Raw genomic sequence first — 26,111 nt, forward strand, 5'->3', positions numbered from 1 at the left:
CGCGGACAAGGGCTATGACGCCGACAGGCTCCGCGCGTCCCTGCGCGACCGCGGTACCGTTCCGGTGATCCCGGGGCGGACCAACCGAAAACGGAAGGTTGCGTATGACCGGAAGCGTTATCGCAATCGTCGTTGAGAACGCTTTCTGTCGCCTCAAGGACTTCAGGCGTGTCGCGACACGTTATGACAAGCTCGCAGCCAATTTCCTATCAGCCGTGGCCCTGGCGGCCATCATCGCGTTCTGGGTGTGATTGAGTCTGGAGCCTAATCAGATTAAATTCCTTCATCATCATAGCACATTCAAGAATTTCCCCTGAGCAATCCCTCCTCTGAGAGCGCGCGGCTTACCGACGGGAGTCCCCTGAGCCGTTCATAACCGCTCTTGAGGTTTTCCGGCAAATCCACACCACTTCTGCCAGAGACCATGAGAACCCAGAAAAGATAGCAGTCAGCGATCGTCAGTTCGTCGCTGATGAGGAATCTCTTGCTGCCCATCTGATCGGAAAGTATCGAGAACGCCTTTGCCAATTTCTCGCGAGCGCGGACTTTTTCGGGCTCGGGAAAATTCCTGAAAAATGGCGCGTAACTTCCATGTATTTCAGAATTCATAAAGGCAAGTGCCTCGAGAGCGCGCCACTTTGAGATGCCACCCTGAGGAAGAAGCCGGCCGCTCTTCTCTGCGATATAGTGCAGAATCACCGCATTCTCTGTCAGTACTGCGCCCTCATCAGTCTCAAGGGCTGGGATGTATCCCTTGGGATTGATCGCGAGGAAATCGCGACCATCTTCCGTCTTTTTCTCATGGTTTATGCTGATCAGCTTATGAGGCATCCCCACTTCGATCAGGGCGATATGGTTGGCGATGCTGCAGGCGCCGGGGTAATAGAACAAGATCATCTCAGTCTCCACAGTTACACCTTCTCGACGAGGGGCCTTTCGACGAGTAAGTTCGAAATGTTGACCAGATCTAGTTATTTGACCGACGATCGACCGTCAAAAGCATATTTTGGGGAGCAGGTCATATGGATAGGACTGCCGCGGGTGACAGTTGCCAGGGCGTCAGTGAGGTTCTCGGTCGGATCGGTGACAAGTGGACGATTCAGGTAATCGTAGCGCTCCGGCACGCTCCCCAGCGTTTCAACGCGATCAAGAGGCACGTGCACGGCATTTCCCAGCAGATGCTGACCAGGACGCTCAAGGCCCTGGAACGCGACGGAATGGTCGAGAGGACGGTGCATCCCGACACGCCACCTCGAGTCGAATATGCATTGACGCCGTTGGGGCACTCGTTGGCGCACAGTGTGAAGCAGCTGGCCGAATGGGCGACTGCTCATCAAAAGATCATCCAGGATAATCGTCTTCAATACGATGCTCGGGTGAATCCCGGGTAGCCGTTCATTCAGTCTCTCCCGTCAAAATCCTCGAAGGCATAGTCGTTCAGAAACTGGCGCCGCCACAGCAGGGCGCGGTCGGTCGTGCTCAGCTCCGCCTCATCGCATATGCGTGCCCAGTGCGCGCGAATGCCTGCGATCTGCGCCGCGATGATGGCACGCGCCTCCGCATCGCCGAGCAGAAAAGCTCGGGCGGCCATGCGGCAGGTTTCAAGACGGCTGCGGCGGTCGGTCTCCCCGATCAGCATCGCCTGATTGGCGTCCCGGCCGCTGCGAAGCTGCGGGCAGATGTCATAGGCGGGCGTCAGGGTCAGCGAGGTGCCGTCCCAGAAGGCGGCATGATTGCGGGCGTGATCGTCGGTATTGCCTGACAGGACGTTGAAGACCACCCGTCCGAACAGTTCCCTTAATGTCTCCCGCGGCCGGGTGAAGCGCGCCCGAACGAGGTCGGCAAGATCCCGGTAACTGGCATAGCGCGCCTCCATTTCGTGCAGGCCAAGCATGGTCAGTGCGGACACCATGGCACGCCGTGTCCAGCCGCGCTCCGTCCACACCCGATCAAAACGCTCGACCAGAAGCACATCCTTGCCATTCGCTCTGGCGAGCCGGACCGGCGCAACATCAAGACCGGCCGCATCCCGGGCAAGTCGCATCGCGACGTACTCCGCCTTCACCACCGCATAGGTATCGTTCGTGGCCGAAAACTTGGCGATCAGCTTCGCCCGGCCGTCGTCGATCAGGGCCTTCGGGCGGGCGCCGCCGATGGAACTGCCATGGAAGAGCGCCTTGTCCAGGGCCGGCGGCACAGGCTCCCCACGTTCCACATGTCCGGCAGCGGCGTGCAGGTCCTCGATCGTCACCGTCTGATCCGCCTCGCTGGGCCGATACCGGTCAGGGGCCGCCTGAAAGTCGAGCGCGCCGATCCGGTCGGAGCCGGCATTCAGCATGAAAGTGAGGTCGTCGAGATCCACCGCACCGGCCGCCATCCCTTTAAGGCCGGTCAGACGATTGATGATGACCCGACGCCCCCAGGCATCGGGCGCACCGTCGCGCAGGGCTCCCGCCATCTCCAGTGGGGGGTCAGGTCGGATCGCGCCCCGCCTCAGCGGCAGTTCCGGCAGATAGATCGGGATGGCATCCGGCCGATCGAGATAGGATCGGCCATAGTTGAAGACATGACCGCTGCCGTCACGGGCCAGGCGGCCGGCGACAACGGGCTCCGTGCGTCCGGGAAGCCAGATCCAGACATAGGCCTCCATCGGCGTGCCGGGCGCAGCCTCTCCGGGATCAGAAGTCATCGACCACCTCCGTCCGCCGCTGCCGGATCGACCGCGGCAGCAGGGCGAGCTTGTCCTCGACGCGGGCGATGCGGTCGGGCAGGTCCGACGGGTCGGCCACGAACAGCGGAATGCCGACCAGATGGGCGGCTTCGAAGACCAGGCCGATTTCGGCCTTCGGATGGCCCTTCTCGATCAGTTGCAGGGTGCTGCGCGCGATGCCGATGCGGGCGGCAAGCTCTGCTTCCGACAGTCGGCGCTGCTTGCGGGCAAGCCGGATCTGTCCGCCCATCAGGGTGAGCGCATCCCGGGTCGCCCGCGAATAGGTACGCAGATGCGCCGCCATGTCGTCCTCCGGATTTTGGCGTGTATGCCGGTCGCAAAGGGCTTTTACGCCCGTTAAAACGGTCATATCGTGCCGGGGCACCCGGATGTCAATCCACCGCCGGTAGCCGGCGGGCCGCAGACACGCAAAAGGCGGCACCCCCTCTCCGAGATGCCGCCTTCCGGTCGTCAGGCCGCCCGCCCCTGATCGGGGCGGGCGCTGCCGTCGTCACATGTTGGGATAGTTGGGGCCGCCCGCGCCCTCGGGCACCGTCCAGACGATGTTCTGGGTCGGGTCCTTGATGTCGCAGGTCTTGCAGTGCACGCAGTTCTGCGCGTTGATCTGCAGCCGCGGGCCGGCGTCTTCCTGCACGATCTCGTACACGCCGGCCGGGCAATAGCGCTGCTCGGGGGCGTCATACGTGGGCAGGTTCACCGTCACCGGCACCGACGGATCCTTCAGCCGCAGATGGATCGGCTGATCCTCCTCGTGATTGGTGTTCGACAGGAACACCGAGGACAGCTTGTCGAAGCTGATCTTTCCGTCGGGCTTGGGATAGACGATCTTCTTGCAGGCCGAGGCCGGCTTCAGCGACTTGTGGTCTTCGTGGTGGTGGAAGGTCCAGGGCGCGTTGCCGCGGAACAGATAGGTGTCCAGCGCCGAATAGGCGAGGCCGGCCAGCAGGCCCTTGTTGAAGGAGGGGCGGATGTTCCGCACCTTCTTCAGCTCCTGATGCACCCAGCTCTGTTCATAGAGCGCCGGATAGGCGTCGAGCACGTCGTTGGCCCGGCCGTCCTTCAGCGCCTCGAAGGCGGCTTCGGCGGCCAGCATGCCGGTCTTCATCGCCGTGTGGCTGCCCTTGACCTTGGGCACGTTCATGAAGCCGGCCGTGCAGCCGATCAGCACGCCGCCCGGGAAGGCCAGCTGCGGAACCGACTGGAAGCCGCCCTCGGTCAGTGCGCGGGCGCCATAGGCGATGCGCTTGGCGCCTTCGAAATAGTCGCGCAGCGCCGGATGCTGCTTCAGCCGCTGGAACTCGTCGAAGGGCGAGATATGCGGGTTCTGATAGTCGAGGCCGATCACCAGGCCCACGGCGACCTGGTTGTTCTCCATGTGATAGAGGAACGACCCCGAATAGGTCTTGGTGTCCAGCGGCCAGCCGATGGTGTGGATGACCAGGCCCGGCTTGTGCTTGGCCGGGTCGATCTCCCACAGCTCCTTGATGCCGATGCCATAGGTCTGCGGGTCGCAGTTGTCGCGCAGGCCGAATTTGTCGGTCAGCATGCGGGTCAGCGAGCCGCGGGCGCCTTCGGCGAACAGGGTGTATTTCGCGTGCAGCTCCACGCCGGGGGTATAGCCCGACTTCTGCTCGCCATCGCGGCCGATGCCCAGATCGCCGGTGGCGACGCCCTTCACCCGGCCCTGTTCGTCATACAGCACCTCGGCCGCCGCGAAGCCGGGATAGACCTCGACCTCCAGCGCCTCGGCCTGCTCCGCCAGCCAGCGGGCCAGATTGCCCAGGCTGATGACGTAGTTGCCGTGATTGTTCATCTGCGGCGGCGTCGGCAGCCGGATGTGGTTGGACTCCGTCAGCAGCAGGAACCGATCCTCGTCGGCCGGCTGGTTCAGGGGCGCGCCCTTCTCCTTCCAGTCGGGGATCAGTTCGTTGAGCGCCCGCGGCTCGAAGCAGGCGCCGGCCAGGATATGCGCGCCGACCTCCGACCCTTTTTCGATGACGCAGACGGAGACGTCGTGGTCGTTCTCGGCGGCGAGCTGTTTCAGACGGATCGCCGCCGACAGGCCGGCAGGGCCGGCGCCAACGATGACCACGTCAAATTCCATCACTTCCCGTTCCATGACCCCTCCTCAAGCCGCCTCGTCCTGCAGTGCGGCCGGGTGATCTCGTTCTCGCTCGTCACGCGGCGCCGCTCGCGTCCCCCTCGCTACGTTCGGCCCTCGCTCCTCGGATATGGACCCGATCCGTGTCCGTTACAGGGGTCGCCTGATACGAGACGCGAATCGCGATTCAGTAAGGTTATCTATCAGCGCCGCCGTGAAATTGCTACAGTCCAGGCCATGACGACGATCGATCCGACACCGGCAGCGGCCATCTCCGCACTCGCCACGTGGTATATGGAGTGGGGGGTAGAGACCGCCACCACCGATACCCCGGCCGACTGGTATGCCGCCGCCGCGGCCGCCCGGGAAAGGCTGCTGCGCGACCGGCCCAGGGCCGCCGGGGATGCCCCTGCCTCCCGTGGCGGGCCGGCACCCGTGCGCGGCGCCGCCCTGCGTGACGGCAGGGCGCCGGCGCCTGCCGTGCCGCGGGCGGACCCGGCGGCCGTCGACCCGCTCTCGCCCGAAGGGGCGGCCGCACTTGCCCGCAGCCATGCGGGGGCCGCCCAAAGCCTGGCGGAGCTGGAACAGGCGATCCGCGCCTTCGAAGGCTGTGCGCTCAAGGCCACCGCCTCGAACACCGTTTTCGCCGACGGCAACCCCGAAGCCGATCTCATGCTGGTGGGCGAGGCGCCGGGTGCGGAAGAGGACCGGCGCGGCCTGCCCTTCGTCGGCCAGTCGGGCCGGCTGCTCGACCGGATGCTGAAGGCGATCGGCCGCGACCGCAGCAGCGTCTATATCACCAACGTGCTGCCCTGGCGCCCGCCGGGCAACCGCACCCCCACCCCGGTCGAAATCGCCGCCTGCCTGCCCTTTGCCCTGCGACATATCGCCCTGGTCCGCCCGAAGCTGGTCGTGGCGGTGGGCGGGGTCTCGGCCAAGGCGCTGCTCGACCGGCCCGAGGGCATCACCCGGCTGCGCGGACGCTCGGCAACCCTCGATCTTCCGGGGCTGGCGGGGCCTCTGCCGGTCTTCGCGACCTTCCACCCCGCCTACCTGCTGCGCCAGCCGGCGCAGAAGCGTCTGGCCTGGGGCGACTGGCTCAGAATCGCGGAAATCCTTGAAAAGCAATCATCCCCGGTTCCGTGACAATGTCGTGTCGTGAAGCGGGGGCTTGCCGGGACACCACATCCTCCCCTATAAACGTTGCCATCATGGCTTCGGAAAGCAACGACGCGCGTCACCAACCGCGGTCTGCACGTAGCTTCGCGCGTGCGATCGTGGCGCCTGCGGTGGCGCTGGCCCTCTTGCTCGGCGGTCCTGTGGCTTCGGGTGTGTTCATCACGCGCGCGCATGCAGAGACCTCCCTGCCGACCGGCCTGGAGACGGCGGATGACGCCGACTTCGGAATGGCTGGATTCGGTCTGGTCGATTCGTTCGAAGAGTGGCCCCAGGTCCTCTCTGATGCGGATGCCGAGCGTTATGCCCGGATTTTTGCACTGCAGTCCGACGGCCGCTTCGACGACGCGGACAGGCTGATCGCGCGGCTTGGCGACCGTCTGCTGATGGGCCATGTGACCGAACAGAGACTGATGCATCCGACGGCCTATACCGCGAGCTACGACGAGCTGCGGGACTGGATGGCGTTCTATGGCGACCACCCCGATGCCGAACGGATCTATGCGCTGGCAATGAAGCGCCGCCCGGGCGGCGAGGCCCGCCCGCGCGAGCCGGAGCGTCCGGAAGAGACCGCGATGCCGGTGGCCAACCGTCAGCCCAGCACCATCGACCAGCTCGACAGCTATTCCGCCGCCGACCGGCTGAAGGGGGCGCAGGCAAAGCGTGCGCGTGCGCTCGAAGCCCAGATCGCCGCCCGTGTCCGCAAGGGCGAGGCCGAGGCGGCCGAGAAGCTGATCGGCTCGGCCGAGGTTCAGAAGCTCTTCGACCGTCCGGCGCTCGATCAGGCGCGCATCCGCGTCGCTTCCTTGCATCTCATGCAGGGGCAGACCGCCCGCGCCTATGAACTGGCCGGCCCCGCCGCCGACCGTTCGGCCGCGATCGTGCCCTATGGCCACTGGACCGCGGGTCTTGCGGCCTGGAAGCTCGGCCGGGTCGAAACCGCGCGGCGGCATTTCGAACTCTTCGCCCGCACCGCCGGCCTGTCGGCCTGGAACGAGGCCGCCGGCGCCTTCTGGGCGGCGCGGACCAACATGGCGCTGGGCGATTTCGACACCGCACAGACCTGGCTCGACCGGGCGGCCCGCCAGCCGCTGACTTTCTATGGCCAGATCGCGCGGGCCATGCTGGGCGCGCCCACCGGCGATGTCTGGCAGCCCTCGCTCGCCGGCGGCGTGACGCCGGGCCTGCGCCGGGCGCTGCTGCAGAACGAAGGTGCCCGCCGGGCGCTGGCCCTGGCCCAGATCGGCGAATACGACCGGGCTGCGGGCGAGGTGGAGCTGGTTGCGGCCGCGGCCGCCCCCGAAGAGGCGCCGGCCGTGGTCGAACTGGCCGAGCAGGTGAACGCGCCCGAGGCCGCCACCGTGATCGGCCGCAAGGTCGCCGCCGCCTCGGGCATGCCCGATGTCGCCTCGATCTTTCCGGTGCCGGACTACACGCCCCGCGGCGGCTTCTCGGTCGACCGGGCGCTGCTCTATGCGCTGGCCCGCAAGGAGAGCAATTTCAACCCGCATGCCGTCAGCCCCGCCGGCGCCCGCGGCCTGATGCAGCTGATGCCGGGCACGGCGCAGCTGGTGGCCAACAGCCTGGGGCTGGGCGGCGGGCTGTCGCTCAGCCGGCCGGACGTGAACCTGCAGCTGGGCCAGGCCTATCTCCGCCGGCTGATGGACGAGCCCTATATCGGCAACAATCTGGTCAATGTGCTGGTCGCCTATAATGCCGGCCCGGGTAATCTGCGCCGCTGGCAGGACGGCCGCGGCATCTCTGCCGACGATGATCCGCTGTTCTTCGTCGAGACCATCCCGGTTGCCGAGACCCGCGACTTCCTTGAGCAGGTGCTGACCAATCTCTGGATCTATCGCAACCGTCTGGGTCAGACCTCGCCGTCGCTGGCGGCCCTGGCGGAGGGCGACTGGCCGTCTTACGAGACCATCGACGGCAATGTCGGCAACGACAACGCCGCCATCGCCTCGCGACGCTGATCGCGGCCCGGAAGGGCAACATTTTCAAGACGGGGTCGTCCGGCCGGGCGGTCCCGTTTTTGCGTGATCGGGCTTTTTTCACCGACGGTGCCGCAATTTGCGGAGCGCGGCCCTGCAGGCATCGCACTTGCCTTCGCGGCCGGCCCGGGCGTAGTTTGCAAACGACTCGCAATTGCAAATCACAAACGGCCGGTGTCACATGCCTGAATGTGCGCCGGTCCCCCGGCTCAAGGCAGTGCCCACCCGATGCGCCACACGGCTTTCAGACACCTCACCGCCGCCATCCTGCTTGCGATGACGGCAACGGCCCCGGCGATGGCCCAAAGCCCTGTGACGGACCCGGGCCCTGCGACGACTGCGGCCCCCGCAACGGAGGGCGTCCAGGCCGCACCGCAGCCGGTCACCGGAGAGGTCCTGCCTGCCGCTGAAGACGCCGCGACCGAAGAGACGGCAATCGAAGAAGACGCAGCGATGGCGGCCACCCTGCCCCACGACCTGTCGCCGATCGGCATGTTCATGGCCGCCGACATCGTGGTGAAGGCGGTGATGACCGGGCTTGCCCTCGCCTCCATCGCCACCTGGACGGTCTGGCTGGTGAAAAGCCTGGAGCTGGCCGCCGCCCGCCGCCGGGTCCGCCGCGATCTGGCGATGCTCGACGAGGTCCGCAGCCTGGCCGAAGCCGTGACCGGCATGGACGGGCAGCGCGGCCCCGCCGCCGCCCTGGTCCGCGCAGCCGTGGCCGAGACCCGCATCACCCGCGAGGTGACCGCCGGCCGCCCGCCCGCATCCGGTGCCGGCCTTGAATCCCGCGTCGCCTCGCGGCTTGCCCGCATCGAGGCCCGGGCCGGGCGGATGATCGCCCGCGGCACCGGCATCCTGGCGACCATCGGCTCCACCGCCCCCTTCGTCGGCCTGTTCGGCACGGTCTGGGGCATCATGAACAGCTTCATCGGCATCAGCGAAAGCCAGACCACCAACCTGGCCGTGGTCGCCCCCGGCATCGCCGAGGCGCTGCTCGCCACCGCCATCGGCCTGGTGGCCGCGATCCCGGCGGTGATCATCTACAACATCTTCGCCCGCGCCATCACCGGCTACCGCGCCGAGCTGGCCGATGCCTCGGCGGCCGTTGCGCGCCTGGTGTCGCGCGATCTGGACCGCGGCGGCATCGCGGTGGTGCCCGCCCAGACGATCGGAGGCTGACCCCATGGCCGCGAGATTGGACGACGGCGACGATCTGACCGAATCGCACGAGATCAACGTCACGCCCTTCATCGACGTCATGCTGGTGCTGCTGATCATCTTCATGGTCGCAGCCCCCCTCGCCACCGTCGATGTGCCGGTCAACCTGCCCACCTCCACGGCCACGCCGCAGCCGCGCCCCGCCAAGCCGGTCTTCCTGACCATCAAACAGGATCTGAGCCTGGCGCTCGGCGAAGAGGCCGTGCCGCGCGATCAGCTGAAGGCCGCGCTGGACAAGGCGACGCAGAACAACCCCGACGAGCGCATCCTGCTCCGCGCCGATCAGAGCGTCGATTACGGCCAGCTGATGGGGGTGATGAACGAACTGCGGACCGCCGGCTATCTCAAGATCGGCCTGGTCGGCCTTGAATCCGCCACCGCCGCGGCCGCGGCCGCCGGGCAGCAGCAGGCCGCCGCCAGATGAGCGCCGGCGCCGACATGCTGCACGGCCCCGGCGCGGTGCGCTGGGGGGCCGCCGGGCTGGTGATCCTGGCGCTGCACGGCGGCGCCCTGCTGGTCGCGGCCGCCCCCTGGGAGATGACCCCGCCGCCGCCGCTGCCGGAAGCGGCGGTGATGATCGATCTCGCCCCGCTGCCGGCCGCACCGCCCTCGCCCGCCCCCACCCCGCCGCAGGAGGCCGCCCCCGATCCGGCGCCGGCCCCCGAGCCCGAGGTGGTGGAGCCCGACCTGCCCGATCTGCCGCCGCCACCGCCCGTGCCGGTGCCGGACCCGGAACCCCTGCAGGTTGCGCCGAAGCCCAGGCCCAAGCCGCCGGCACCGCCCAAGCCCCGGGTCCAGACCCCGCCCAAGCCGGTGCCGCCCAAGGTGCAGAAGCCGGTGGAGCAGCCGCCCGAAACCGTGCCCGAGAACGCGACCGCCCAGGCATCCGGTGCCCCGGCGGCGCCGACGCAGTCGACCGCGCCGGCCGGCCCGCCCGCCCCTGCGGCCCCCTCGTCCTATATGACCACCGATGCCGCGCGCAGCTGGCAGGCGGAGATGTTCGCCCATCTGGAACGCCATCGCCGCTATCCGCGCCAGGCCCAGCTGCGCAACCAGCAGGGCCAGGTGACGCTGCGCTTCAGCATCGACCGTGAAGGCCATGTGCTCGCCTCATCCATCGAGCGTCCCTCGGGCAATGCGCTCTTCGACCGCGAGACCCTGGCGATGATGAAGCGCGCCGATCCGCTGCCGCCGCCGCCCGACGATATCCCGTCGACGGAACTCACCTTCGTGGTCCCCGTCATCTTTTCGCTGCGCTGAGAGCAGGCCCCTCGCCGTCCTGGACCTCCGCCCCCGGTCGGGCTAGCCTTCTCGGCCCACCCGACCACCGGCGGAGGACCGACCCCCATGCCCGGCCGCATCGACGAGAGCCGCCCGTTTCTGGCCGTCAACATCGCCCTGCTGACGGTCTCCGACAGCCGCACGCCCGAGACCGACACCTCCGGCGACCTGCTCGCCGGCCGCATCGCAGAGGCCGGCCACACCCTGGCCGCCCGGCTGATCCTGCCCGATGACGAAGACCGGCTGGCCGCGCAATTCACCGCCTGGGCCGCAGATCCCGAAATCGACGTCGTGATCTCGACCGGCGGCACCGGCGTCACCGGCCGCGACGTCACCCCGGAAGCCCTGCGCCGGGTGATCGAGAAGCCGATCGAGGGCTTCGGCGAGCTGTTCCGCTGGCTGTCCTTCGCCAAGATCGGCACCTCGACGGTCCAGTCCCGTGCCCTCGCCGGCGTGGCGAAGGGCACCTATTTCTTCGCCGTGCCCGGCTCCACCTCGGCCTGCCGCGATGCCTGGGACGAGATCCTGGTCCTGCAGCTCGACAACCGCCACCGCCCGTGCAATTTCGTCGAGCTGATGCCGCGGCTGCGCGAACACGAAGCCTGATCGCAGGCTTCACAGCCGGGCCGCGACCCCGTATAGTGCGGCGATGTTCCCGTTATGTTCGCGGGGGAAGTCGCCCATGGATCCCTTCAAGCCCCTGATCCGACGGCCCGGCCAGCGCCGGGCCGAGGCCGATCGCGCGGCCGCCGCGGCACGGCTCGGTCTCGACCCGCATCGCGGCCGGGGTGCCGTCAGCAATCGCGACGGCCGCTTCGAACGTTTCAGCCACCAGGCCGCCGATGACGGCTGGGGCCGTCCCGAGGCGGACGAAGCGTCCGGGGCGAGGGAAGCCTCCGGCACGCCGGCCGGCGCGCGCCGCAAGACCGAGCTGCGCGGCGTGGTCGCGCGCACGGCCCTTGCCCGCAACGACAGCCCCGACATCCCCTTCGATGCCTCGATCAACCCCTATCGGGGCTGCGAGCATGGCTGCATCTACTGCTATGCGCGGCCCAGCCACGCCTATCTCGGCCTCTCGCCCGGGCTCGATTTCGAGACGGTGATCGAGGTGAAGCGCGGCCTGGCCGAGGCGCTGATCCGCGACCTGGCGAAGCCCGGCTATGTTCCCTCCACCATCACCATCGGCGGCAACACCGATCCCTATCAGCCGGCCGAGAAAACCGAGCGGCTGACCAGGGCGGCGATCGAGGTGCTGACCCGCCATCGCCACCCCTTCGCGATCATCACCAAATCGGCGCTGGTGCTGCGCGATCTGGACCTGATCGCGCCGGCCGCCGCCGCCGGTCTCGCCCAGGTGGCCGTCTCGGTCACCACACTGGATGCCGGCCTCGCCCGCGCCATGGAACCCCGCGCCGCCACCCCCGGCCGCCGGATCGACGCGATCCGCGGCCTGGCCGCAGCCGGCGTGCCGGTGACCGTGATGGCGGCACCGCTGGTCCCCGGCCTCACCGATCACGAACTGGAGGGCATTCTCGCCGCCGCGGCAGAGGCGGGCGCGGTGCGCGCCGGCTGGATCATGCTGCGCCTGCCGCGGGAAATCGCCGGCCTGTTCGAGGAATGGCTGCGCCTGGAACGCCCGGCCCGGGCCGAACGGGTTCTGGCCGCCGTGCGCGCCACCCGCGGCGGCGCGCTCTATGACAGCGGCTTCGGCCGGCGGATGACCGGCACCGGCATCGAGGCGAAGCTGATCGCCGACCGCTTCCGCCTCGCCTGCCGCAAGCTTGGCCTCAACCAACGCTCTTACAAACTCACCACCGCCCTGTTCACGCCGCCGGCCAGCCCCACAAAAGCAGAGCGGGCCGGCCAGATGGATCTGTTCGGGCGGGGCTGACCGCGCGTCACTGCGGGCGGTCTGCTGCCCGCCAGACCGCCATCTGCCGGCTGCGGAAGGGCTGGACATAGACGGGAGCCCATGTCGGCACACCCGACGCATCGAGACGTCCGGCGATGATGCCGCCCGGATGCGCCGCCGCCCAGCCGGCGATGTCGGCCGCAGCCCCTGCCTCGGGCGGAAACTCCGTCACCGGCGCCGTCAGCCGGCCCTGGAAATCGAGCATGCCGTCATGGCTGCCGCCGACGAACACCACCGGCCCGCCATCCGCCGCCACCAGCCGGGCAACCTCGTGCGCTGCCGGCCGGATGTCGAAGGCCCGGAAGGGTCCGAGCCCGCCATAGACGGTCAGCATCACCAGCACGCCCACCCAGGCAAGCGCCGCCCGCTTCAGCGCCGCGGCCGGGGCGAGATCGGGCGAGGCATGGATCGCCGCCGCCACCATCGCCAGCCCCGCCACCAGCGCCACCGCCAGCGGCCCCCAGGCGATGACGGTCCCGGACATGCCGGCCAGCCGCCCGACGACAGGCGGCAGGGCGGCAATGATGCCCGCCACCGCGACCAGGGCCGCCGGCAGCAGCCAGGTCCGGCGCAGCCAGCGGTTCAGCGGCCGCATCGGCGCGCCGTCGGCCATGCGCGCCAGCAGCAGCGCCACTGGCCCCAGCGCCGGCAGCAGATAATGGATCTGCTTGGCGCTGACGAAGCTCATCACCAGGAAGGCGCCGGCGGCGACCACCAGGCACAGGCGGCTGCCGGCATCGGGCCGGCCCAGGCTGGCGCGCAGCCGGCGCCAGAAGGCCGGCACCACCAGGAAGGGCAGCAGCATCGCGGGCAGGATCGCCGGATAGAACCACCAGGGCCGGGCATGGTCGAAAGCCTGCACCACCCGGCCGGCGGTCTGGCCCCACAGCAGCATGCGGGCGAAATCGGGCCCGCCCGCCAGCGCCGCCGGCAGGGCCCAGCCCAGGATCATGACGATGCCGATCGCCACCGCCCCCAGCCCTTGCAGGGCGAAGCGCTTCCAGCCATGCGGCGGCACCCGGCCTGCCCAAAGCGGGGCTGCGATCAGCGCCGGCAGCACGAACACCGCCGCCACCGGCCCCTTGGCCAACAGGCCGATGCCCAGCCCCAGACCGGTCACCACCATGTCCCGCGGCAGGCCGCGATGGGCCAGATCATGCAGGCCGATCAGGGCGATCGTCACCCCCAGCGCCACCGGCACGTCGAACATCACCATGGTGGCGAACAGCGTGACCGGCCCCATGCCCACCAGCAGCGGCAGGGCAAGCGGCGCCACCCCCGGCCGTTCGGGCCACAGCCGGCGGCCCAGCGCATGGGTCGCCCACAGCAGACCGGCGGCAAACCCCACCGGCACCAGCCGTGCGGCGGTTTCCGACACGCCCGCCACCGCCCAGACCAGGCGGATCGCCCAGAACAGCAGCGGCGGCTTGTGGGTATAGCCCTGGCCGTCCAGATGCGGCACCAGCAGGTTGCCGGCGCGGGTCATGTCCCAGGCAACCGTCAGATAGCGGGTCTCGTCCACCGGCAGCGGCGGGCGGAACAGAATGGCGGTCACGCCCAGCACCAGCAGCATGGCTGCCGCCAACGCAATATCGCCCGTCCCCGTCCGGGCAAGGCCCGGACGGGCGGCGCTTCCCGTCGTCGTCGTGGTCATCCGGCAGAGACCGCGATATCGGTCGGCTGGCGCGCCGCCGCCGCTTCCTTGCGGATCAGCGCCAGATTGCGCAGATAGACAAGCAGCCCCATGCCCTGGCCGGCGATGAATACCGGGTCGCCCCGCTTCACCGCATAAACGAACAGCAGCGCCCCGCCGCCCAGGCTGAAATACCAGAACAGCACCGGGATATAGCTGCGCCGACGCCGTTCACTCGCCACCCACTGCACGATGAAGCGCGCGGAAAACAGCGCCTGGCCGGCAAAGCCCACGATCAGCCACAGGTCGAACCAGTCGTCCGAGGGGGTGAGGGCATCAAGGATTGCGCCAAGCAGGGTCATGCTGCGGCTTCTCCGCTGCTGATCGCCGCCCGGGATGCCGCCGGATCGGCGGCCGCAGACGGCTTCTGAAGGGCAAACCCGGCCGGCCCCGCAGAGAGGGCGGGCATGGCAGAGGGGGCTGGCATGGCAGACAGGGCTGGCATGGCCAGCGCGCGGCCGATCGGGTCCAGCGGCCGCAGCCGGTGCTGCAGCCAGGCGACCCCGGCCAGATCCACGATGCCCTGCAGGGCGCGGGTCAGGGTGCGGTATTTGGACCGCCCGCCCCGGCGGCGGCGATCCGTCACCTCGACCGACACCACCCGGCCGCCGGCGGCGGTCACCAGGCTCGGCATGAAACGATGGGCATGATCGAACAGCGGCAGCGACAGCAGGTCGTCGCGCGCAATCACCCGCAGCCCGCAGCCGCTGTCGGGGGTGCCGTCCTGCAGCACCCGGCTGCGGATGCCGTTGGCGACCCGCGACACCAGCTTGCGCCAGGCGCCGTCGGCCCGGCCCTTGCGGTGGCCGGCCACCATCACGCCGCGCCCGGGCCCGCCCGCCTCGATCATCCAGCGCCGGATCAGCCGGGCAAGATCGGCCGGGTCGTTCTGGCCGTCGGCATCCAGCGTGGCGATCACCCGCCCGCGCGCCGCACGAAACCCGGTGGTCATCGCCGCACTCTGGCCGCGGCCGCGATCATGGGCGATCGCCACCAGCCGCGGATCGGCAGAGGCCGCCGCGGCCAGCAGACGGTCGGACCCGTCGCTGCTGCCGTCGTCGACGGCGATGATCTCGTAGCCGCCGGCCAGGATGTCCGGCGTCGCGAAGGCCCGGTGAATCTCGGCGATCAGGGGCAGGATGGCGGCCGCCTCGTCGCGGACCGGCAGCACCACGCTGATCAGGGGCAGGGAAACCGGGGCCGGAACGGCCGGCTCGGCGGTCGGGAGCATGGCAGGGCCTCGCTCGCTGGGGGATCGGAACAACGCCCGGGACGGACATCATGTTCCGCGCACCATATGGTGGAAGCCCTTACTCCGCCCTTACGCTCCCCGGACTCACGCTCCCCGGTCTCATGCTCTCTGGCATGTCACCACATCGGCAACGCAACCGGGTCAGCTGCCCCTGTATCCGCCACTGTCTCTGACCGGCGGAAAGCGTAGTCGGAATCGGGCCCCACCTTCGGGGGACTCCTCGACGCTGACACCGGCCCCATGGGCATCCGCAATCCGTTGCACGATCGCGAGCCCCAGACCGGCGCCATCGCCGCGACGGCGATCGGCGCGCCAGAACCGTTCGAAGATCTGGGCACGCCGCTCCGGTGGCACCCCTGGCCCGTCGTCATCGACGATCAGCTCAGGCCCATCCTCGCTTCCCGAGAGAAGTGAAGACCCGGGCACCACCTTTACGGTCACATTACCATCCGCGGGAACGTGAGCAAGCGCATTTTCAACCAAATTTCGCAGAAGCCGTGAGATTAATTCTCGTTTTCCGCGTACTGTTATCGCGCGATCAGCACCGTCCAGGGCCAGACTCCGATGGTTCTGAACGGCAAGCGGCGCCATTTCGGCCAGAACGTCGCGGGCGATCGCCGCCAGATCGGCCCGGTCCTCGGCTGCAACCCCCAGCGTGTCGACCTCGGCCAGGCGCAGAAGCTGGCCGGCAAGGCGCGACAATCGGTCGAAATCAGGGGCCAGCCGTGCCGCCTGATCCGGCGGCAGGGTCGCCTCCATCCGGGCGCGCAGGGCGGCGATGGGCGTGCGCAATTCATGGGCGGCGTCGGCAATGAACGCCCGCTGCTTTTCCAGCGCCCCATCCAGCCGGTCCAGCGCGCCGTCGATCGCGGCGACCAGGGGGCGCACCTCCTGCGGCAGATCGTCGCCGCCCATGCCGCCACCACCCGTGCCATCGCCGCCGGCCTTCCGACCCAGGCGGACACCGCTGGTGGTCGGCCCGATGCGGGCCGCCCGCGCCGACAGCCGGCGCAAGGGTGCCAGGCTCGATCGGATCGTCCACAAGGTCACCCCGATCAGCACGGTGAACGAGCCGATCACCCACCAGGCGGCGTTTTCCAGAAATTCCTCGATCAGGCTGTCGGCCAGCACATCCGGATGATCGTTGCCCTGGCCCACCTGCAGGATCAGCGGCCGGCCGTCGATCTGCACCCGAAAGCCGGTGCCGGTAACCGGCCGCCCGGCGGCATGGCCGCGGAAGGGCCGCCCCAGATCGCCCAACCCATGCGGATCGGCATCGGCCGAGGTGCGGGTATCCTCGTCCGGCAACAGCTCGCTCAGCGGCGCCCGGACCCCGGCCGATCCCAGCAGAAAGGTGCCGGCCTCGTCGAGCAGCGCAAAGGCCTCGTTGCCCGCCGGATCGGCATAAAGTGCTGCGATCGCGGCCGGCGGATCGAAGACCGGATCGCCCCCGGCACCGATGGTCAGATGCCGCAGCACCTGGCGGGCCTGGGTCTGTAGTGACTGATCGTCCAGATCGCCGCCGACATCCTCCAGCTCCAGCACCAGCGCCGCCAGCATCGCCGCCAGCACCACCAGCGCCGCCAGAACGGCGCGGACCGCGACCCGCTGGCTCAGCGACCAGCCGCGATCCCGCTCGTGCTCTCCCCGCTCGCGATCATCCGGGTCGCGATCACCCGAGTCAGGCCCCGCCATCGACGCCCTCTCCGCCATCCAGCAGATAGCCAAGCCCACGCAATGTGTGGATGCGCACGGCCGATCCGGCGCCCTCCAGCCGCTTGCGCAGCCGGTGGACCAGCACCTCCAGCGTGTTGGCGCTTGCCGCATCGTCGAAGCCATAGACCGCGGCTTCGGCCGAATCCTTGGGCACCACCCGGCCCTGCCGGCGCAGCAGCACTTCCAGCAGCGCGGTTTCGCGCCGGCCCAGCGCCACCAGCCGGCCGCCGACCCGGGTCTCACGCCCGACCGTGTCGAACGACAGGTCGCCGCAGGTAATCGCCAGGCCCAGCGCCCCGCCCGGCCGGCGCATCAGCGCCCGGACCCGCGCCACCAGCTCGGGCATGGCAAAGGGCTTGGGCAGATAGTCGTCGGCCCCGCCATCCAGCCCCGCCACCCGGTCCTGAATGCCGTCGCGCGCGGTCAGGATCAGCACCGGCACGGCGATGCTCCGCCCTCTCCAGCGGCGCACCAGCTCCAGCCCGTCGACATCGGGCAGGCCCAGATCCAGCACCACCACGTCGAAACTGGTCACGGCCAGCGCCGCCTCGGCGCCCTCGCCATCCTCCACCCGGTCGACCGCGAAGCCGGCCGCGGTCAGCCCCATCACCACGCCTTCCGACAGGCGATCATCGTCTTCGACCAGCAGCACCCGCATGGCGGTTCCCGTCCTCTCGCGCTGCCGGCCGTCAGCCCTCGGCCAGCCATTCGTCGATCAGCCGGCGGGCGATCGAAATCCGGTTGGGCAGGCTGACCGGCGACAGTTCCGGGTCCTTCAGCTCGTCGCGCTGCACCCAGATCGCGTCTTCCAGCTCGTGGCGATCGACATCCAGCGGCCCGCCTTCCAGAATCTCGGCCCGGAAGCCGACCATCAGCGAGGCCGGGAACGGCCAGGGCTGGCTGTGGCGATAGGTCACCTTCCCGATCTTCAGCCCCACCTCTTCGGCGATCTCGCGGCGCACGCATTCTTCCAGGCTCTCGCCCGGCTCGACGAAACCCGCCAGGGTGGAATACATGCCCGCCGGAAAGCGCGGCTGGCGGCCCAGCACGCACCAGTCGTCCTTGTGCGCCAGCATGATCACCGCCGGGTCGGTGCGCGGGAAATGGTCGGCGCCGCAGCCGGTGCAGCGGCGGACATGTCCCCCCTGCTCCGACCGGGTGGGGGCGCCACAGACGCCGCAGAACCGATGGCGGCTGTGCCAATAGGCCATCGCCCTGCCATAGGCGACCAGGGCCGCCTGCTGCGGATCCAGCGTCGCGGCCGCCTGGCGCAGATCGATCGGGATCGCGGCCGCCGCCTCCATCGCCGGGTCGTCCATGGGCAGACGGCCGATCAGCCCGGGCAGATCCTCCACCCGGGTCACGTCCACCGCAAACACCGGCCGGCCGTCCATGTCGCCCAGAAAGACCGGCGGGTCTTCCAGCAGGTCGCCGGCCGCATCGACCAGCCGGCCCAGTTCGGCCAGCAGCGCCATGGTCATGCCGCCCGCCGTGGGCGCCACGATGGTCTGGTCGCGCCAGATCAGCACGCTGCGCGCTTCCGGGGCGGCTGCGCGGGCGGCGATCCAGTCCGGATCCCGACGGTGGCGTCCGGCGCGATCGATGCGCAGGCCGGCGAGCACATTGGGGCGGTCGGGATCATGCGGGTCGTACATCGGGGTCGTCCTCGGACTTTGGCGGAACGTTGCGGCTCTTCACGGCAATGGCGGGAACGATAGCACCATCGCCCGGGACTGTCCCGCCGCCGGCACGCCGCCGCATCCGCCGGCCCCGCCTCCCGGGATGCCGCACAGCGGGCTTGCAAACCAGGGGCCTCATCCCCATAGTGACCCGCGGAAGGCTGGCGCGGACGGAGAGCCTCGCCAACCCGGTCAGGGCCGGAAGGCAGCAGCCGTAACGAGTCGCGATCCGGGTCGCTGTCCAGCCTTCCACCTCATTCACCTTCGCCTGCCTGCTTCGATCCCTCTTCCGGGCCGCGCCGCCCTCTTCCCAGAGATCCCGACCGGAACCCGGCATGACCGCATCCGACATCGCCGCAGAGCCAGCCCCGACCGCAGATGCGGCCGGCGGCGCCACGGCGACGGGATCGGCTGCAACGGGGACACCCGTCGAATACCGCGTTCTCGCCCGCAAATACCGCCCCCGCACCTTTGCCGAGCTGATCGGCCAGGATGCCCTGGTCCGCACGCTGACCAATGCAATCGAGACCGGCCGCCTGGCCCATGCCTTCCTGTTGACCGGCGTGCGCGGCGTGGGCAAGACCTCGACCGCGCGGATCATCGCCCGCGCACTGAACTGCACCGGCCCCGACGGCACCGGCGGGCCGACGCCCGCGCCCTGCGGGGTGTGCGAGAACTGCCGGATGATCGTCGAAGACCGCCATGTCGACGTGCTGGAGATGGACGCGGCCAGCCGCACCGGCGTCAACGACATCCGCGAGATCATCGAGGGCGTGCGCTACCGCCCGGTGGGCGCGCGGTTCAAGATCTACATCATCGACGAGGTCCACATGCTCTCGACCAGCGCGTTCAACGCGCTGCTCAAGACGCTTGAGGAACCGCCGGCGCATGTGAAATTCATCTTCGCCACCACCGAATTGCGCAAGGTGCCGGTCACGGTGCTGTCGCGCTGCCAGCGCTTCGATCTGAAGCGGGTCGAGCCCGAGGTGCTTTCCGCCCATTTCTCCCGCATTGCCGGGATCGAGGGGGCCGAGATCGACGATGCGGCCATGGCGCTGATCGCGCGGGCCGCCGACGGTTCGGTGCGTGACGGCCTCTCTCTGCTCGACCAGGCCATCGCCCATGGGGCGGGCCGCGTCACCGAACATCAGGTGCGCGACATGCTGGGCCTGGCCGACCGGGCGATCGTGATCGACCTCTTGGACCGCACATTGTCGGGCGATGTCGCCGGTGCACTCGCGATCATGGACGATCAGGCCCGTGCCGGTGCCGATCCGGCGGTGATCGTGGAAGACATGCTGGCGCTGGTGCATCTGATGACCCGCGTCAAGCTGGCCGGCGTCGAGGGCAAGGGCCCGGTGCTGACCGCCGCCGAGCGGGATGCCGCCCATCGCATCGCCCAGCGTCTGGGCATGGCCCATCTGGGCCGCGCCTGGCAGATGCTGCTCAAGGGTCTGGGAGAGGTGCGCCTCGCCCCCGTGCCCCAGGCCGCGGCCGAGATGGTGGTGATCCGTCTGGCCCATGCCGCCGACCTGCCCGACCCGGCCGAGCTTGCCCGGATGCTGAAGGATGCCGGGACGGCTGGCCCCGCGGGTGGCGGCCCCGCGGGTGGTGGCCCGGGGGGCCCCCCGCCCCGCCCTAGCCCGGCCGCCGGGGCGTCTCAAGCGCCGACCCCGGCGGCGCCAGACCGGCGCCCCCCCGAACCGCCCCGCGCGGCTCCCCCGCCGCCACGCCCGGCTCCGCCGCCCCGTCCGGTCGAGACACCGCGCCCGGTCGAGACACCACGTCCGGTCGAGGCAGCGAAACCCGCGCCGGCTCCTGCGGCCAGGACTCCTGCGGTCAAGGCGCCCGCGCCCAGGCCCGAACCGGCCGCCGAGCCCGAACAGCTGCTGCCCGACGAGATCCGCACCCGGCTCGATCGCTGGCGCGAGATCATCGATCTGCTGCGCCGGCATCGCGAGATCCGGATCGTGCCCGAGCTGCGGGCCGCCGCCCATGTCGCCGAGATCACCGTCACCGCGGCCGAGCGCCGGCTGGTGCTGGCTTTCGAGCCGGGGACCGATGGCGGGCTGGCCACGAAGCTTCAGGATCTGTTGAGCCGGATCGACGATGCCCCCTGGCAGGTGCTGGCGGCCGGCGCCCTCAACGATCCGGCGCTCACCGCCGCCGCGCGGGCGACGCCGACGCTGGTGCAGTACGACGAGATGCGCAACCGGCGCATGCTGGCGCTGGCCCGCCGCCATCCGATGGTCGAGGCGGTGTTCGCAGCCTTCCCCGGTGCGACGCTCGAAGCCGTCACGCCCATCTTCGCCGCCGGCGCCGCTGCCGACGAGGGCGGCGGTCAGACCGAGATCGAACGCCTGGATGCAGAGATGTTCGACGGCGTCTTCGACGAAGAGGCCTATGGGGCCGGCGACGAGGATGCCGCCGGGGCCGATTACGACGCCCGGTTTGCCGATTTCTGACCGCGCATCGCCCAAGGGGGCCGCGCGGGGCTGGCGCCGGCCGCCCCCCGCCTTTATATAGCAGCCAACATCCGATCCCGACCCGAGGAGCCCTTGTGATGCGCAACATCGGCCAGTTGATGAAGCAGGCCCAGAAGATGCAGTCGAAGATGGCCGAGATGCAGGAGCAGCTCGCCAAGGTCGAGATCTCCGGCCAGTCGGGCGGCGGCATGGTCACTGCGGTGATGACCGGCAAGTCCGAGCTGCGCAGCCTGAAGATCGATCCCAAGCTGGTCGATCCGGAAGAGGTCGAGATGCTGGAAGACCTGATCGTCGCGGCGGTGAACGACGCGAAGAAGAAGGTCGAGACCTATGTGAACGACGAGATGCAGAAGATGACCGGCGGGCTGAACATCCCCGGCATGGGCAACCTGCCCTTCTGATCCCGTCGGCAGACCCATGACCGATACCGGCGGGGCCGCCTATGTCGAGACCCCGCCGCCCCCGGCCCTTGGCGGGCTGGTTCGGGCGGTGTGGTCGTCGCGGGCCGCCGCCGGGCCCGCGGCCCCGTTCCGGGTTCTGCCTGATGGCTGCATGGATCTGATCCTGGCCTGGGGTGGTGGTGCCGATCCCGAACTCATCCTGGCCGGCACCGATCCCGTCGCCCGGATGGTGGACCACCGGCCCGGCCGGCAGCGCCTGGGCCTGCGCTTCCGCCCCGGCTGTCTCGGCGCCCTGATCGACTGTACCCCCCGCGATCTTCTCGGCCAGTCGCCCGATGCGGCCCCATTGCTGCCGCAGCCCCTGCGCGACGCCGCCCGGCACCTGCTCGACCGGCCCGATGATGCCCGGTCCCGCCGGGCACTCGCCGCGGCACTCGCGGGCCTGGCCGAAACCCGCCGCCGCCACCTGCCCGGCCCGGCACTTGCGGCCGCACTCACAGCCCTTGACGCCCCGGCGCTTGTCGGCCCCACGGCCGCCGCCCATGGCTTCGGACAGCGCCGCTTCGACCGCGCCATCCGCCACGCCACCGGCCTCTCCCCCCGCCACCTCGCCCGGATCTTCCGCCTGCAGCGGCTGCTCGCCGCCGTAATGGCCGATCCGACTATTTCTCTCGCCGAATTAGCCGTTTCGGCTAATTTCGCCGACCAGCCGCACATGACCCGCGAAACCCGCGCCCTCACCGGCCTCTCCACCGGCCGGCTGCTGGCAGAGCTGGGTGTCCGAAAGCTTCAAGACGCCGACCCCGCCCGGGGGGCAGACTGATCCGGTATCCAACCCCGGAGAGAGACCATGACCCCCGCCACGCTCGGCTATGTCATCCGCCATGTCCCCGACGTCGCCCGCAGCGCCCGCTTCTACCAAGCCGTCTTCGGCCTCACGGCCCGGCTGATCCATGAAAGCGGCAGCTATATCGAACTCGACACCGGCACCACCACCCTCGCCTTCGCGACCCCCGGCCTGATCCGCGAACTGGGCGTCGACCCCGGCACCGCGGGCGAAACCCCGCCCTTCGGCACCGAACTGGCCTTCGTGGTCCCCGATGCCGAGGTGGAGGCCACCGTCGCCCGCGCCGTCTCGTCGGCGCCACGCTCGCCGTCGCTCCCACCCGCCAGCCCTGGGGCCAGCTGGTCGCCTTCCTCCACGACCCCGACGGCCTGCTGATCGAGGTCTGCGGCCCGGTGGGTGGATAGGGCCGGTCACCCCTCCGCCAGGCGCAGCACCACCACATAGACCCCGCTCGGAATCAGAACCAGCACGATAAAGGGAAGGCGCCGACGCAGCGGAAACAGCGCGGCCAGGGCGGCAAAACCGGCAATCGCCGGCCATGCCGCCGTGCCGATCTCTCCGGCTGCACAATAGACGGCAAGGTTCACGAAAACGGCGACCGGCAGCACCACCTCGATCCGCCGCCGCGTCGCCGGCGATGTCGGCAACGGCAGATAGGCAGGCAGCACCCGCACCAGCACCGACACCAGGCCAAGCAGGATCATGCCGGTAAGCGGCACCCCCCACATCTGCACAAGCTCTGATCCGTCGGTCATCACGCGCCTCCTGATCCGTCGTTCGGACCTGCCGTCGTTGGAAAAGCGAACCGGTCGACCAGAACCGCAGCGGCCAGAATGCCCGGCAGCCAGAACCATTGCGGGCCGAGCACCAGATAGAGCACGAGCACCAGCGCCGCCGCAGCCGCGATCGTCGTCACCATGCGGGTCGCCAGCCGGCCGGTGGCCGTGTGTGCGGCCGCTTCAAGGCGCAGAACCGACAGGGTGAACAGCAGCAGGCTGGCCGGAAAGAAGGCGAGCAGAGCCAGAGTTTCGGCCGCCCGGCTGCCGGCGATCACCGGCAGCAGCAACCCGCCTGCGGTGGTCGAGGCTGCCCAGGTCAGGAAAATGCCTGCCCGGATCGCCCACCGCGCCGGGCGGTCGTCGCCGGGCCCTTCCACGGCATAGGATTCGTCCGAGACCATATGCGCCGCCAGGCCCTTGAGCGGCCCCTGACCGTGAAACGGCGCCGACACCGTCAGGATCATCGGCAGATACCGCAGATTGATCAGCAGGATGACGGCAAAGGCCGCAATCGGCCCGCCGCCCTCGCCGGCGATCCGCAGCCAGATGAACTGTCCGCTCCCCGTAAACCCGATCAGGCTCACCGCCAGGATCTCCGACGCGGCCCAGCCCTGTGCACCGGCCAGAACCCCGAACAGCAGCCCCACCGGCATGAGGGCAAGCCCCACGGGCCATGTCCGGGCCAGAACATGACGGCGCCCCCCTTGTCCGGCCGGAACGACGCGGTCAGCGACGCGATCTGAAGTCACAGGCCTGCCTCCTTCCTCCGTCAGAGCCCCCTCGGGGAGGAGCAGGATCAGACCTGCGCGTTCAAACTTCAATCTCGAATCAAAACATAAAGATTATGCATTCGCGTCATGCGATGGTCACGCCCAGCACGGATGCCCGGCCGGGTGTCATGACATTCATGCCGCCCAGCCATCCATCCTCCGGGCTTGTACGACAGCCGTGGCCGCCCGACATGTCAGGGGCGGGACAGGCCGGAACCGGCCCATGTCCCGGCGGATTTCCCCTCCAGACCCGGAACACGGAGCCCGAGCATCATGCCGAAGAAAACGCCCGCCGCTGACCTCGCCACCCCGTCCGATCTCGGCGGCAAGAATGCCCGCGGGGTGGCCGAGGTGCTGAACGCGATTCTGGCCGACAGCTTCGCGCTCTACCTCAAGACCAAGAACTTCCACTGGCACGTCTCGGGCCCGCATTTCCGGGACTATCACCTGCTGCTCGACGAGCAGGCGACCCAGATCCTGGGCACCACCGACCAGATCGCCGAGCGGGTCCGCAAGATCGGCCACACCACGCTGCGCTCGATCGGCCACATCTCGAAGTTGCAGTCGATCAAGGACAACGACGCCGAGTTCGTGTCGGCCCGCGACATGCTGGCGGAACTGCGCGAGGACAATCTGGCCCTGGTGAAGCAGCTGCGCGAGGCCAAGGAGATCGTCGACGAGGCGAAGGACAACGCCACCTCGGGCATCCTGGACGAGTGGACCGATCTTGCCGAGCAGCGCGCCTGGTTCCTGTTCGAGGCCGCGCGCGAGGGCTGAGCCCGGCTCAGACGCTGACCTTCGCCCACCGGAGCAGGCGGCGGAGCCCGTCATCGTCCAGATCCGCCACAGCCAGCATCGCCGCATAAGGGTCGCCGTCCAGACGGAGCACCGCCGCGAAGGCGGGCTCGGTCTTGAGGCCCCGGTCGCGCGCGCCGATCCCCTGCCGCCGCAAACCCGGCCCGCCGAGGGCGAGCAGCCGGCGCTCCGCCTCGAAATGGCGCCAGCCCGGCTGTTCCGCCACCGGCAGCGGGCTGCCGAAGATTTCGACCGGCCAGCCGGCCGAGACGAAGCGCACCACCACCGGCCGGCCGTCGCCACACCAGCGATGCACCGAAAAGCCGGGCAGGTGGCGGAAATCGGCCCAGGCCACCGCCGCCAGCGCCTCGGGATCGGGGGCATGGCACAGCACATCGATGTCGCTCTCCGGCCGGTCGAGACCAAGCGGCGGCGTGCCGGCCAGATGCGGATCGAAGCCCTGAAGATCGCCGGGATAGCCGATCCGGTGCAGGGCTTCCTGATAGGGTGGACGTCGTCGGGTCATGCCCCGATCCTGCAATCCCGCCCTCTCGCCGTCCAGCGCCACGCACTGCCGCAGGCCTAGGAAGCGACGGGCGAGTGACCTATAGTCGGCATCCGCCGCCCTCTTGAGACCCTTTCCGGACCACGAGACCCCATGGCCGCACCCGAGATCGAGAAGCTCGTGACCCTGCTCGCCCGCCTGCCGGGGCTGGGCCCGCGCTCGGCCAGGCGCGCGGCACTGACCCTGCTGAGGCGGCGCGAGGCGCTGATGCTGCCGCTGGCCGACGCACTGGCCAAGGCGGCGGCCGAGGTCAAAAGCTGCACGATCTGCGGCAATCTGGATGCCCGCGACCCCTGCGGGGTCTGTGCGGACGAGCGGCGCGACCCCACCCAGCTCTGCGTGGTCGAACAGGTGGCGGATCTCTGGGCGATGGAACGCGCCGGCGCCTTCCGCGGCCGCTACCATGTGCTGGGCGGCACGCTCTCTGCCCTCGACGGCATCGGTCCCGACGAACTCGGCATTCCGAAACTGGCGGCACGGGTCGCGGAAGGCGGCATCACCGAGGTGGTGATGGCCCTGCCCGCCACCGTCGACGGCCAGACCACAGCCCACTACATCGCCGACCGGCTGGCGGAGGCGGCGCCCGAGGCCAACATCACCCGCCTGGCCCATGGCATGCCGGTGGGCGGCGCGCTCGACTATATGGATGACGGCACCATTCAGGCGGCGCTCAAGGCGCGCCGGCCGGTCTGAGGGAACGCCCGCGCCG

Annotated in this window: 27 protein-coding genes, 1 other RNA gene and 1 pseudogene; 16 read left to right on the forward strand and 13 right to left on the reverse strand. The window is 69.3% G+C overall.

The features are described from left to right. Positions 1 to 251: pseudogene (locus tag CMO28_RS19805) on the forward strand (transposase); the annotation flags it as partial. A gap of 49 nt (positions 252 to 300) precedes the next feature. On the opposite strand, the gene CMO28_RS19810 reads toward CMO28_RS19805, so the two are convergent. Then, positions 301 to 897, reverse strand: coding sequence for a glutathione S-transferase N-terminal domain-containing protein (locus CMO28_RS19810; RefSeq protein ID WP_296716061.1), 597 nt, complete (start codon positions 895 to 897; stop codon positions 301 to 303). 125 nt (positions 898 to 1,022) lie between these two features. Here CMO28_RS19810 and CMO28_RS19815 point away from each other — a divergent pair, with 125 nt between their 5' ends. Further along, on the forward strand, positions 1,023 to 1,391 hold the full coding sequence (locus tag CMO28_RS19815; RefSeq protein ID WP_296716063.1) for a winged helix-turn-helix transcriptional regulator: 369 nt from the start codon (positions 1,023 to 1,025) through the stop codon (positions 1,389 to 1,391). Between the two features lie 8 nt (positions 1,392 to 1,399). Here CMO28_RS19815 and CMO28_RS19820 read toward each other — a convergent pair whose 3' ends face one another. The 3 genes from CMO28_RS19820 to CMO28_RS19830 form a co-directional block, all read right to left on the reverse strand. After that, positions 1,400 to 2,689 (reverse strand): type II toxin-antitoxin system HipA family toxin, encoded by a 1,290-nt coding sequence (locus tag CMO28_RS19820; RefSeq protein ID WP_296716065.1) that lies wholly within the window; start codon positions 2,687 to 2,689, stop codon positions 1,400 to 1,402. Next, the gene (locus CMO28_RS19825) at positions 2,679 to 3,014 is read right to left on the reverse strand and encodes a helix-turn-helix transcriptional regulator (protein ID WP_062762008.1); all 336 of its coding nucleotides are present in this window, start codon (positions 3,012 to 3,014) and stop codon (positions 2,679 to 2,681) included. Before CMO28_RS19825 ends, CMO28_RS19820 begins: the two co-directional genes overlap by 11 nt. A gap of 207 nt (positions 3,015 to 3,221) precedes the next feature. Further along, the gene (locus tag CMO28_RS19830; protein ID WP_062762009.1) at positions 3,222 to 4,850 is read right to left on the reverse strand and encodes an electron transfer flavoprotein-ubiquinone oxidoreductase; all 1,629 of its coding nucleotides are present in this window, start codon (positions 4,848 to 4,850) and stop codon (positions 3,222 to 3,224) included. Positions 4,851 to 5,069: 219 nt separating this feature from the next. On the opposite strand from CMO28_RS19830, the gene CMO28_RS19835 reads away from it, so the two are divergent. The 7 genes from CMO28_RS19835 (at position 5,070) to CMO28_RS19865 (ending at position 12,398) form a co-directional block, all read left to right on the forward strand. Continuing rightward, positions 5,070 to 5,978: a uracil-DNA glycosylase gene (locus tag CMO28_RS19835; RefSeq protein ID WP_296716068.1), complete on the forward strand. Its 909-nt coding sequence runs from the start codon at positions 5,070 to 5,072 to the stop codon at positions 5,976 to 5,978. A 260-nt stretch (positions 5,979 to 6,238) separates the two neighbouring features. After that, on the forward strand, positions 6,239 to 7,987 hold the full coding sequence (locus CMO28_RS19840; protein ID WP_296716070.1) for a transglycosylase SLT domain-containing protein: 1,749 nt from the start codon (positions 6,239 to 6,241) through the stop codon (positions 7,985 to 7,987). A 246-nt stretch (positions 7,988 to 8,233) separates the two neighbouring features. Further along, complete coding sequence (gene exbB / locus CMO28_RS19845; RefSeq protein WP_322111388.1) at positions 8,234 to 9,187, forward strand: tonB-system energizer ExbB; 954 nt, start codon at positions 8,234 to 8,236, stop codon at positions 9,185 to 9,187. Between the two features lie 4 nt (positions 9,188 to 9,191). After that, positions 9,192 to 9,650, forward strand: coding sequence for a TonB system transport protein ExbD (gene exbD, locus CMO28_RS19850; protein WP_014746191.1), 459 nt, complete (start codon positions 9,192 to 9,194; stop codon positions 9,648 to 9,650). Next, positions 9,647 to 10,486 (forward strand): energy transducer TonB, encoded by an 840-nt coding sequence (locus CMO28_RS19855; protein WP_296716075.1) that lies wholly within the window; start codon positions 9,647 to 9,649, stop codon positions 10,484 to 10,486. Before exbD ends, CMO28_RS19855 begins: the two co-directional genes overlap by 4 nt. An 87-nt stretch (positions 10,487 to 10,573) precedes the next feature. Continuing rightward, positions 10,574 to 11,113 (forward strand): molybdenum cofactor biosynthesis protein B, encoded by a 540-nt coding sequence (gene moaB / locus CMO28_RS19860; RefSeq protein ID WP_296716077.1) that lies wholly within the window; start codon positions 10,574 to 10,576, stop codon positions 11,111 to 11,113. A 76-nt stretch (positions 11,114 to 11,189) separates the two neighbouring features. Further along, the gene (locus CMO28_RS19865; RefSeq protein WP_296716080.1) at positions 11,190 to 12,398 is read left to right on the forward strand and encodes a PA0069 family radical SAM protein; all 1,209 of its coding nucleotides are present in this window, start codon (positions 11,190 to 11,192) and stop codon (positions 12,396 to 12,398) included. A gap of 7 nt (positions 12,399 to 12,405) precedes the next feature. On the opposite strand, the gene CMO28_RS19870 is transcribed toward CMO28_RS19865, so the two are convergent. The 6 genes from CMO28_RS19870 to nudC all read right to left on the reverse strand — a co-directional run bounded on the left by CMO28_RS19870 (position 12,406) and on the right by nudC (position 18,735). Continuing rightward, positions 12,406 to 14,073 (reverse strand): ArnT family glycosyltransferase, encoded by a 1,668-nt coding sequence (locus CMO28_RS19870; protein ID WP_296716082.1) that lies wholly within the window; start codon positions 14,071 to 14,073, stop codon positions 12,406 to 12,408. Beyond that, positions 14,070 to 14,414 carry a lipid-A-disaccharide synthase N-terminal domain-containing protein gene (locus CMO28_RS19875; RefSeq protein ID WP_296716084.1) on the reverse strand — a complete coding sequence of 115 codons (345 nt, stop codon included), beginning with the start codon at positions 14,412 to 14,414 and terminating at the stop codon, positions 14,070 to 14,072. Before CMO28_RS19875 ends, CMO28_RS19870 begins: the two co-directional genes overlap by 4 nt. After that, positions 14,411 to 15,343 (reverse strand): glycosyltransferase, encoded by a 933-nt coding sequence (locus CMO28_RS19880; protein WP_296716085.1) that lies wholly within the window; start codon positions 15,341 to 15,343, stop codon positions 14,411 to 14,413. The genes CMO28_RS19875 and CMO28_RS19880 overlap by 4 nt, the downstream gene beginning before the upstream one ends. A 162-nt stretch (positions 15,344 to 15,505) precedes the next feature. Then, complete coding sequence (locus CMO28_RS19885) at positions 15,506 to 17,059, reverse strand: sensor histidine kinase (RefSeq protein ID WP_296716087.1); 1,554 nt, start codon at positions 17,057 to 17,059, stop codon at positions 15,506 to 15,508. Beyond that, positions 17,046 to 17,738, reverse strand: a complete 693-nt coding sequence (locus CMO28_RS19890) for a response regulator transcription factor (RefSeq protein WP_296716090.1) — start codon at positions 17,736 to 17,738, stop codon at positions 17,046 to 17,048. The genes CMO28_RS19885 and CMO28_RS19890 overlap by 14 nt, the downstream gene beginning before the upstream one ends. A gap of 31 nt (positions 17,739 to 17,769) precedes the next feature. Beyond that, positions 17,770 to 18,735, reverse strand: a complete 966-nt coding sequence (nudC, locus tag CMO28_RS19895) for an NAD(+) diphosphatase (protein WP_296716092.1) — start codon at positions 18,733 to 18,735, stop codon at positions 17,770 to 17,772. Positions 18,736 to 18,914: 179 nt separating this feature from the next. Here nudC and ffs point away from each other — a divergent pair. The 5 genes from ffs to CMO28_RS19920 all read left to right on the forward strand — a co-directional run bounded on the left by ffs (position 18,915) and on the right by CMO28_RS19920 (position 22,868). Then, positions 18,915 to 19,013, forward strand: an RNA gene (gene ffs / locus CMO28_RS19900) — signal recognition particle sRNA small type. Positions 19,014 to 19,094: 81 nt separating this feature from the next. Then, entirely contained in the window at positions 19,095 to 21,224 is a 2,130-nt protein-coding gene (locus tag CMO28_RS19905) for a DNA polymerase III subunit gamma/tau (protein ID WP_296716094.1), read from the forward strand. A gap of 98 nt (positions 21,225 to 21,322) precedes the next feature. After that, positions 21,323 to 21,646 carry a YbaB/EbfC family nucleoid-associated protein gene (locus tag CMO28_RS19910; protein ID WP_014746202.1) on the forward strand — a complete coding sequence of 108 codons (324 nt, stop codon included), beginning with the start codon at positions 21,323 to 21,325 and terminating at the stop codon, positions 21,644 to 21,646. A 16-nt stretch (positions 21,647 to 21,662) separates the two neighbouring features. Next, on the forward strand, positions 21,663 to 22,469 hold the full coding sequence (locus tag CMO28_RS19915; RefSeq protein ID WP_296716096.1) for a helix-turn-helix domain-containing protein: 807 nt from the start codon (positions 21,663 to 21,665) through the stop codon (positions 22,467 to 22,469). 27 nt (positions 22,470 to 22,496) lie between these two features. Further along, positions 22,497 to 22,868: a VOC family protein gene (locus tag CMO28_RS19920; RefSeq protein ID WP_296716099.1), complete on the forward strand. Its 372-nt coding sequence runs from the start codon at positions 22,497 to 22,499 to the stop codon at positions 22,866 to 22,868. A 35-nt stretch (positions 22,869 to 22,903) separates the two neighbouring features. Here the strand turns inward: CMO28_RS19920 and CMO28_RS19925 are convergent, their stop codons facing one another. Both CMO28_RS19925 and CMO28_RS19930 read right to left on the reverse strand, forming a co-directional pair. Further along, a complete protein-coding gene (locus tag CMO28_RS19925; protein WP_296716101.1) occupies positions 22,904 to 23,248 on the reverse strand; it encodes a hypothetical protein in 345 nt (114 codons plus the stop codon). Continuing rightward, the gene (locus CMO28_RS19930) at positions 23,248 to 23,940 is read right to left on the reverse strand and encodes an AzlC family ABC transporter permease (protein ID WP_296716102.1); all 693 of its coding nucleotides are present in this window, start codon (positions 23,938 to 23,940) and stop codon (positions 23,248 to 23,250) included. Before CMO28_RS19930 ends, CMO28_RS19925 begins: the two co-directional genes overlap by 1 nt. Before the next feature lie 375 nt (positions 23,941 to 24,315). On the opposite strand from CMO28_RS19930, the gene CMO28_RS19935 reads away from it, so the two are divergent. Then, on the forward strand, positions 24,316 to 24,819 hold the full coding sequence (locus CMO28_RS19935) for a Dps family protein (RefSeq protein ID WP_296716104.1): 504 nt from the start codon (positions 24,316 to 24,318) through the stop codon (positions 24,817 to 24,819). A gap of 7 nt (positions 24,820 to 24,826) precedes the next feature. Here CMO28_RS19935 and CMO28_RS19940 read toward each other — a convergent pair whose 3' ends face one another. Next, entirely contained in the window at positions 24,827 to 25,363 is a 537-nt protein-coding gene (locus CMO28_RS19940) for a DUF4269 domain-containing protein (RefSeq protein ID WP_296716107.1), read from the reverse strand. A gap of 132 nt (positions 25,364 to 25,495) precedes the next feature. Here CMO28_RS19940 and recR point away from each other — a divergent pair, with 132 nt between their 5' ends. Further along, positions 25,496 to 26,095 carry a recombination mediator RecR gene (recR, locus tag CMO28_RS19945; protein ID WP_296716109.1) on the forward strand — a complete coding sequence of 200 codons (600 nt, stop codon included), beginning with the start codon at positions 25,496 to 25,498 and terminating at the stop codon, positions 26,093 to 26,095. Positions 26,096 to 26,111 lie beyond the last annotated feature (16 nt).

It is taken from the genome of Tistrella sp., from assembly GCF_002684955.1.
Taxonomy (GTDB): Bacteria; Pseudomonadota; Alphaproteobacteria; order Tistrellales; family Tistrellaceae; genus Tistrella; species Tistrella mobilis.

Coding starts and splice junctions, on each gene's coding strand:
- CMO28_RS19810 (WP_296716061.1), bottom strand. CDS start 897: ATGATCTTGTTCTATTACCCCGGCGCCTGCAGCATCGCCAACCATATC.
- CMO28_RS19815 (WP_296716063.1), top strand. CDS start 1,023: ATGGATAGGACTGCCGCGGGTGACAGTTGCCAGGGCGTCAGTGAGGTT.
- CMO28_RS19820 (WP_296716065.1), bottom strand. CDS start 2,689: ATGACTTCTGATCCCGGAGAGGCTGCGCCCGGCACGCCGATGGAGGCC.
- CMO28_RS19825 (WP_062762008.1), bottom strand. CDS start 3,014: ATGGCGGCGCATCTGCGTACCTATTCGCGGGCGACCCGGGATGCGCTC.
- CMO28_RS19830 (WP_062762009.1), bottom strand. CDS start 4,850: ATGGAACGGGAAGTGATGGAATTTGACGTGGTCATCGTTGGCGCCGGC.
- CMO28_RS19835 (WP_296716068.1), top strand. CDS start 5,070: ATGACGACGATCGATCCGACACCGGCAGCGGCCATCTCCGCACTCGCC.
- CMO28_RS19840 (WP_296716070.1), top strand. CDS start 6,239: ATGGCTGGATTCGGTCTGGTCGATTCGTTCGAAGAGTGGCCCCAGGTC.
- exbB (WP_322111388.1), top strand. CDS start 8,234: ATGCGCCACACGGCTTTCAGACACCTCACCGCCGCCATCCTGCTTGCG.
- exbD (WP_014746191.1), top strand. CDS start 9,192: ATGGCCGCGAGATTGGACGACGGCGACGATCTGACCGAATCGCACGAG.
- CMO28_RS19855 (WP_296716075.1), top strand. CDS start 9,647: ATGAGCGCCGGCGCCGACATGCTGCACGGCCCCGGCGCGGTGCGCTGG.
- moaB (WP_296716077.1), top strand. CDS start 10,574: ATGCCCGGCCGCATCGACGAGAGCCGCCCGTTTCTGGCCGTCAACATC.
- CMO28_RS19865 (WP_296716080.1), top strand. CDS start 11,190: ATGGATCCCTTCAAGCCCCTGATCCGACGGCCCGGCCAGCGCCGGGCC.
- CMO28_RS19870 (WP_296716082.1), bottom strand. CDS start 14,073: ATGACCACGACGACGACGGGAAGCGCCGCCCGTCCGGGCCTTGCCCGG.
- CMO28_RS19875 (WP_296716084.1), bottom strand. CDS start 14,414: ATGACCCTGCTTGGCGCAATCCTTGATGCCCTCACCCCCTCGGACGAC.
- CMO28_RS19880 (WP_296716085.1), bottom strand. CDS start 15,343: ATGCTCCCGACCGCCGAGCCGGCCGTTCCGGCCCCGGTTTCCCTGCCC.
- CMO28_RS19885 (WP_296716087.1), bottom strand. CDS start 17,059: ATGGCGGGGCCTGACTCGGGTGATCGCGACCCGGATGATCGCGAGCGG.
- CMO28_RS19890 (WP_296716090.1), bottom strand. CDS start 17,738: ATGCGGGTGCTGCTGGTCGAAGACGATGATCGCCTGTCGGAAGGCGTG.
- nudC (WP_296716092.1), bottom strand. CDS start 18,735: ATGTACGACCCGCATGATCCCGACCGCCCCAATGTGCTCGCCGGCCTG.
- CMO28_RS19905 (WP_296716094.1), top strand. CDS start 19,095: ATGACCGCATCCGACATCGCCGCAGAGCCAGCCCCGACCGCAGATGCG.
- CMO28_RS19910 (WP_014746202.1), top strand. CDS start 21,323: ATGCGCAACATCGGCCAGTTGATGAAGCAGGCCCAGAAGATGCAGTCG.
- CMO28_RS19915 (WP_296716096.1), top strand. CDS start 21,663: ATGACCGATACCGGCGGGGCCGCCTATGTCGAGACCCCGCCGCCCCCG.
- CMO28_RS19920 (WP_296716099.1), top strand. CDS start 22,497: ATGACCCCCGCCACGCTCGGCTATGTCATCCGCCATGTCCCCGACGTC.
- CMO28_RS19925 (WP_296716101.1), bottom strand. CDS start 23,248: ATGACCGACGGATCAGAGCTTGTGCAGATGTGGGGGGTGCCGCTTACC.
- CMO28_RS19935 (WP_296716104.1), top strand. CDS start 24,316: ATGCCGAAGAAAACGCCCGCCGCTGACCTCGCCACCCCGTCCGATCTC.
- CMO28_RS19940 (WP_296716107.1), bottom strand. CDS start 25,363: ATGACCCGACGACGTCCACCCTATCAGGAAGCCCTGCACCGGATCGGC.
- recR (WP_296716109.1), top strand. CDS start 25,496: ATGGCCGCACCCGAGATCGAGAAGCTCGTGACCCTGCTCGCCCGCCTG.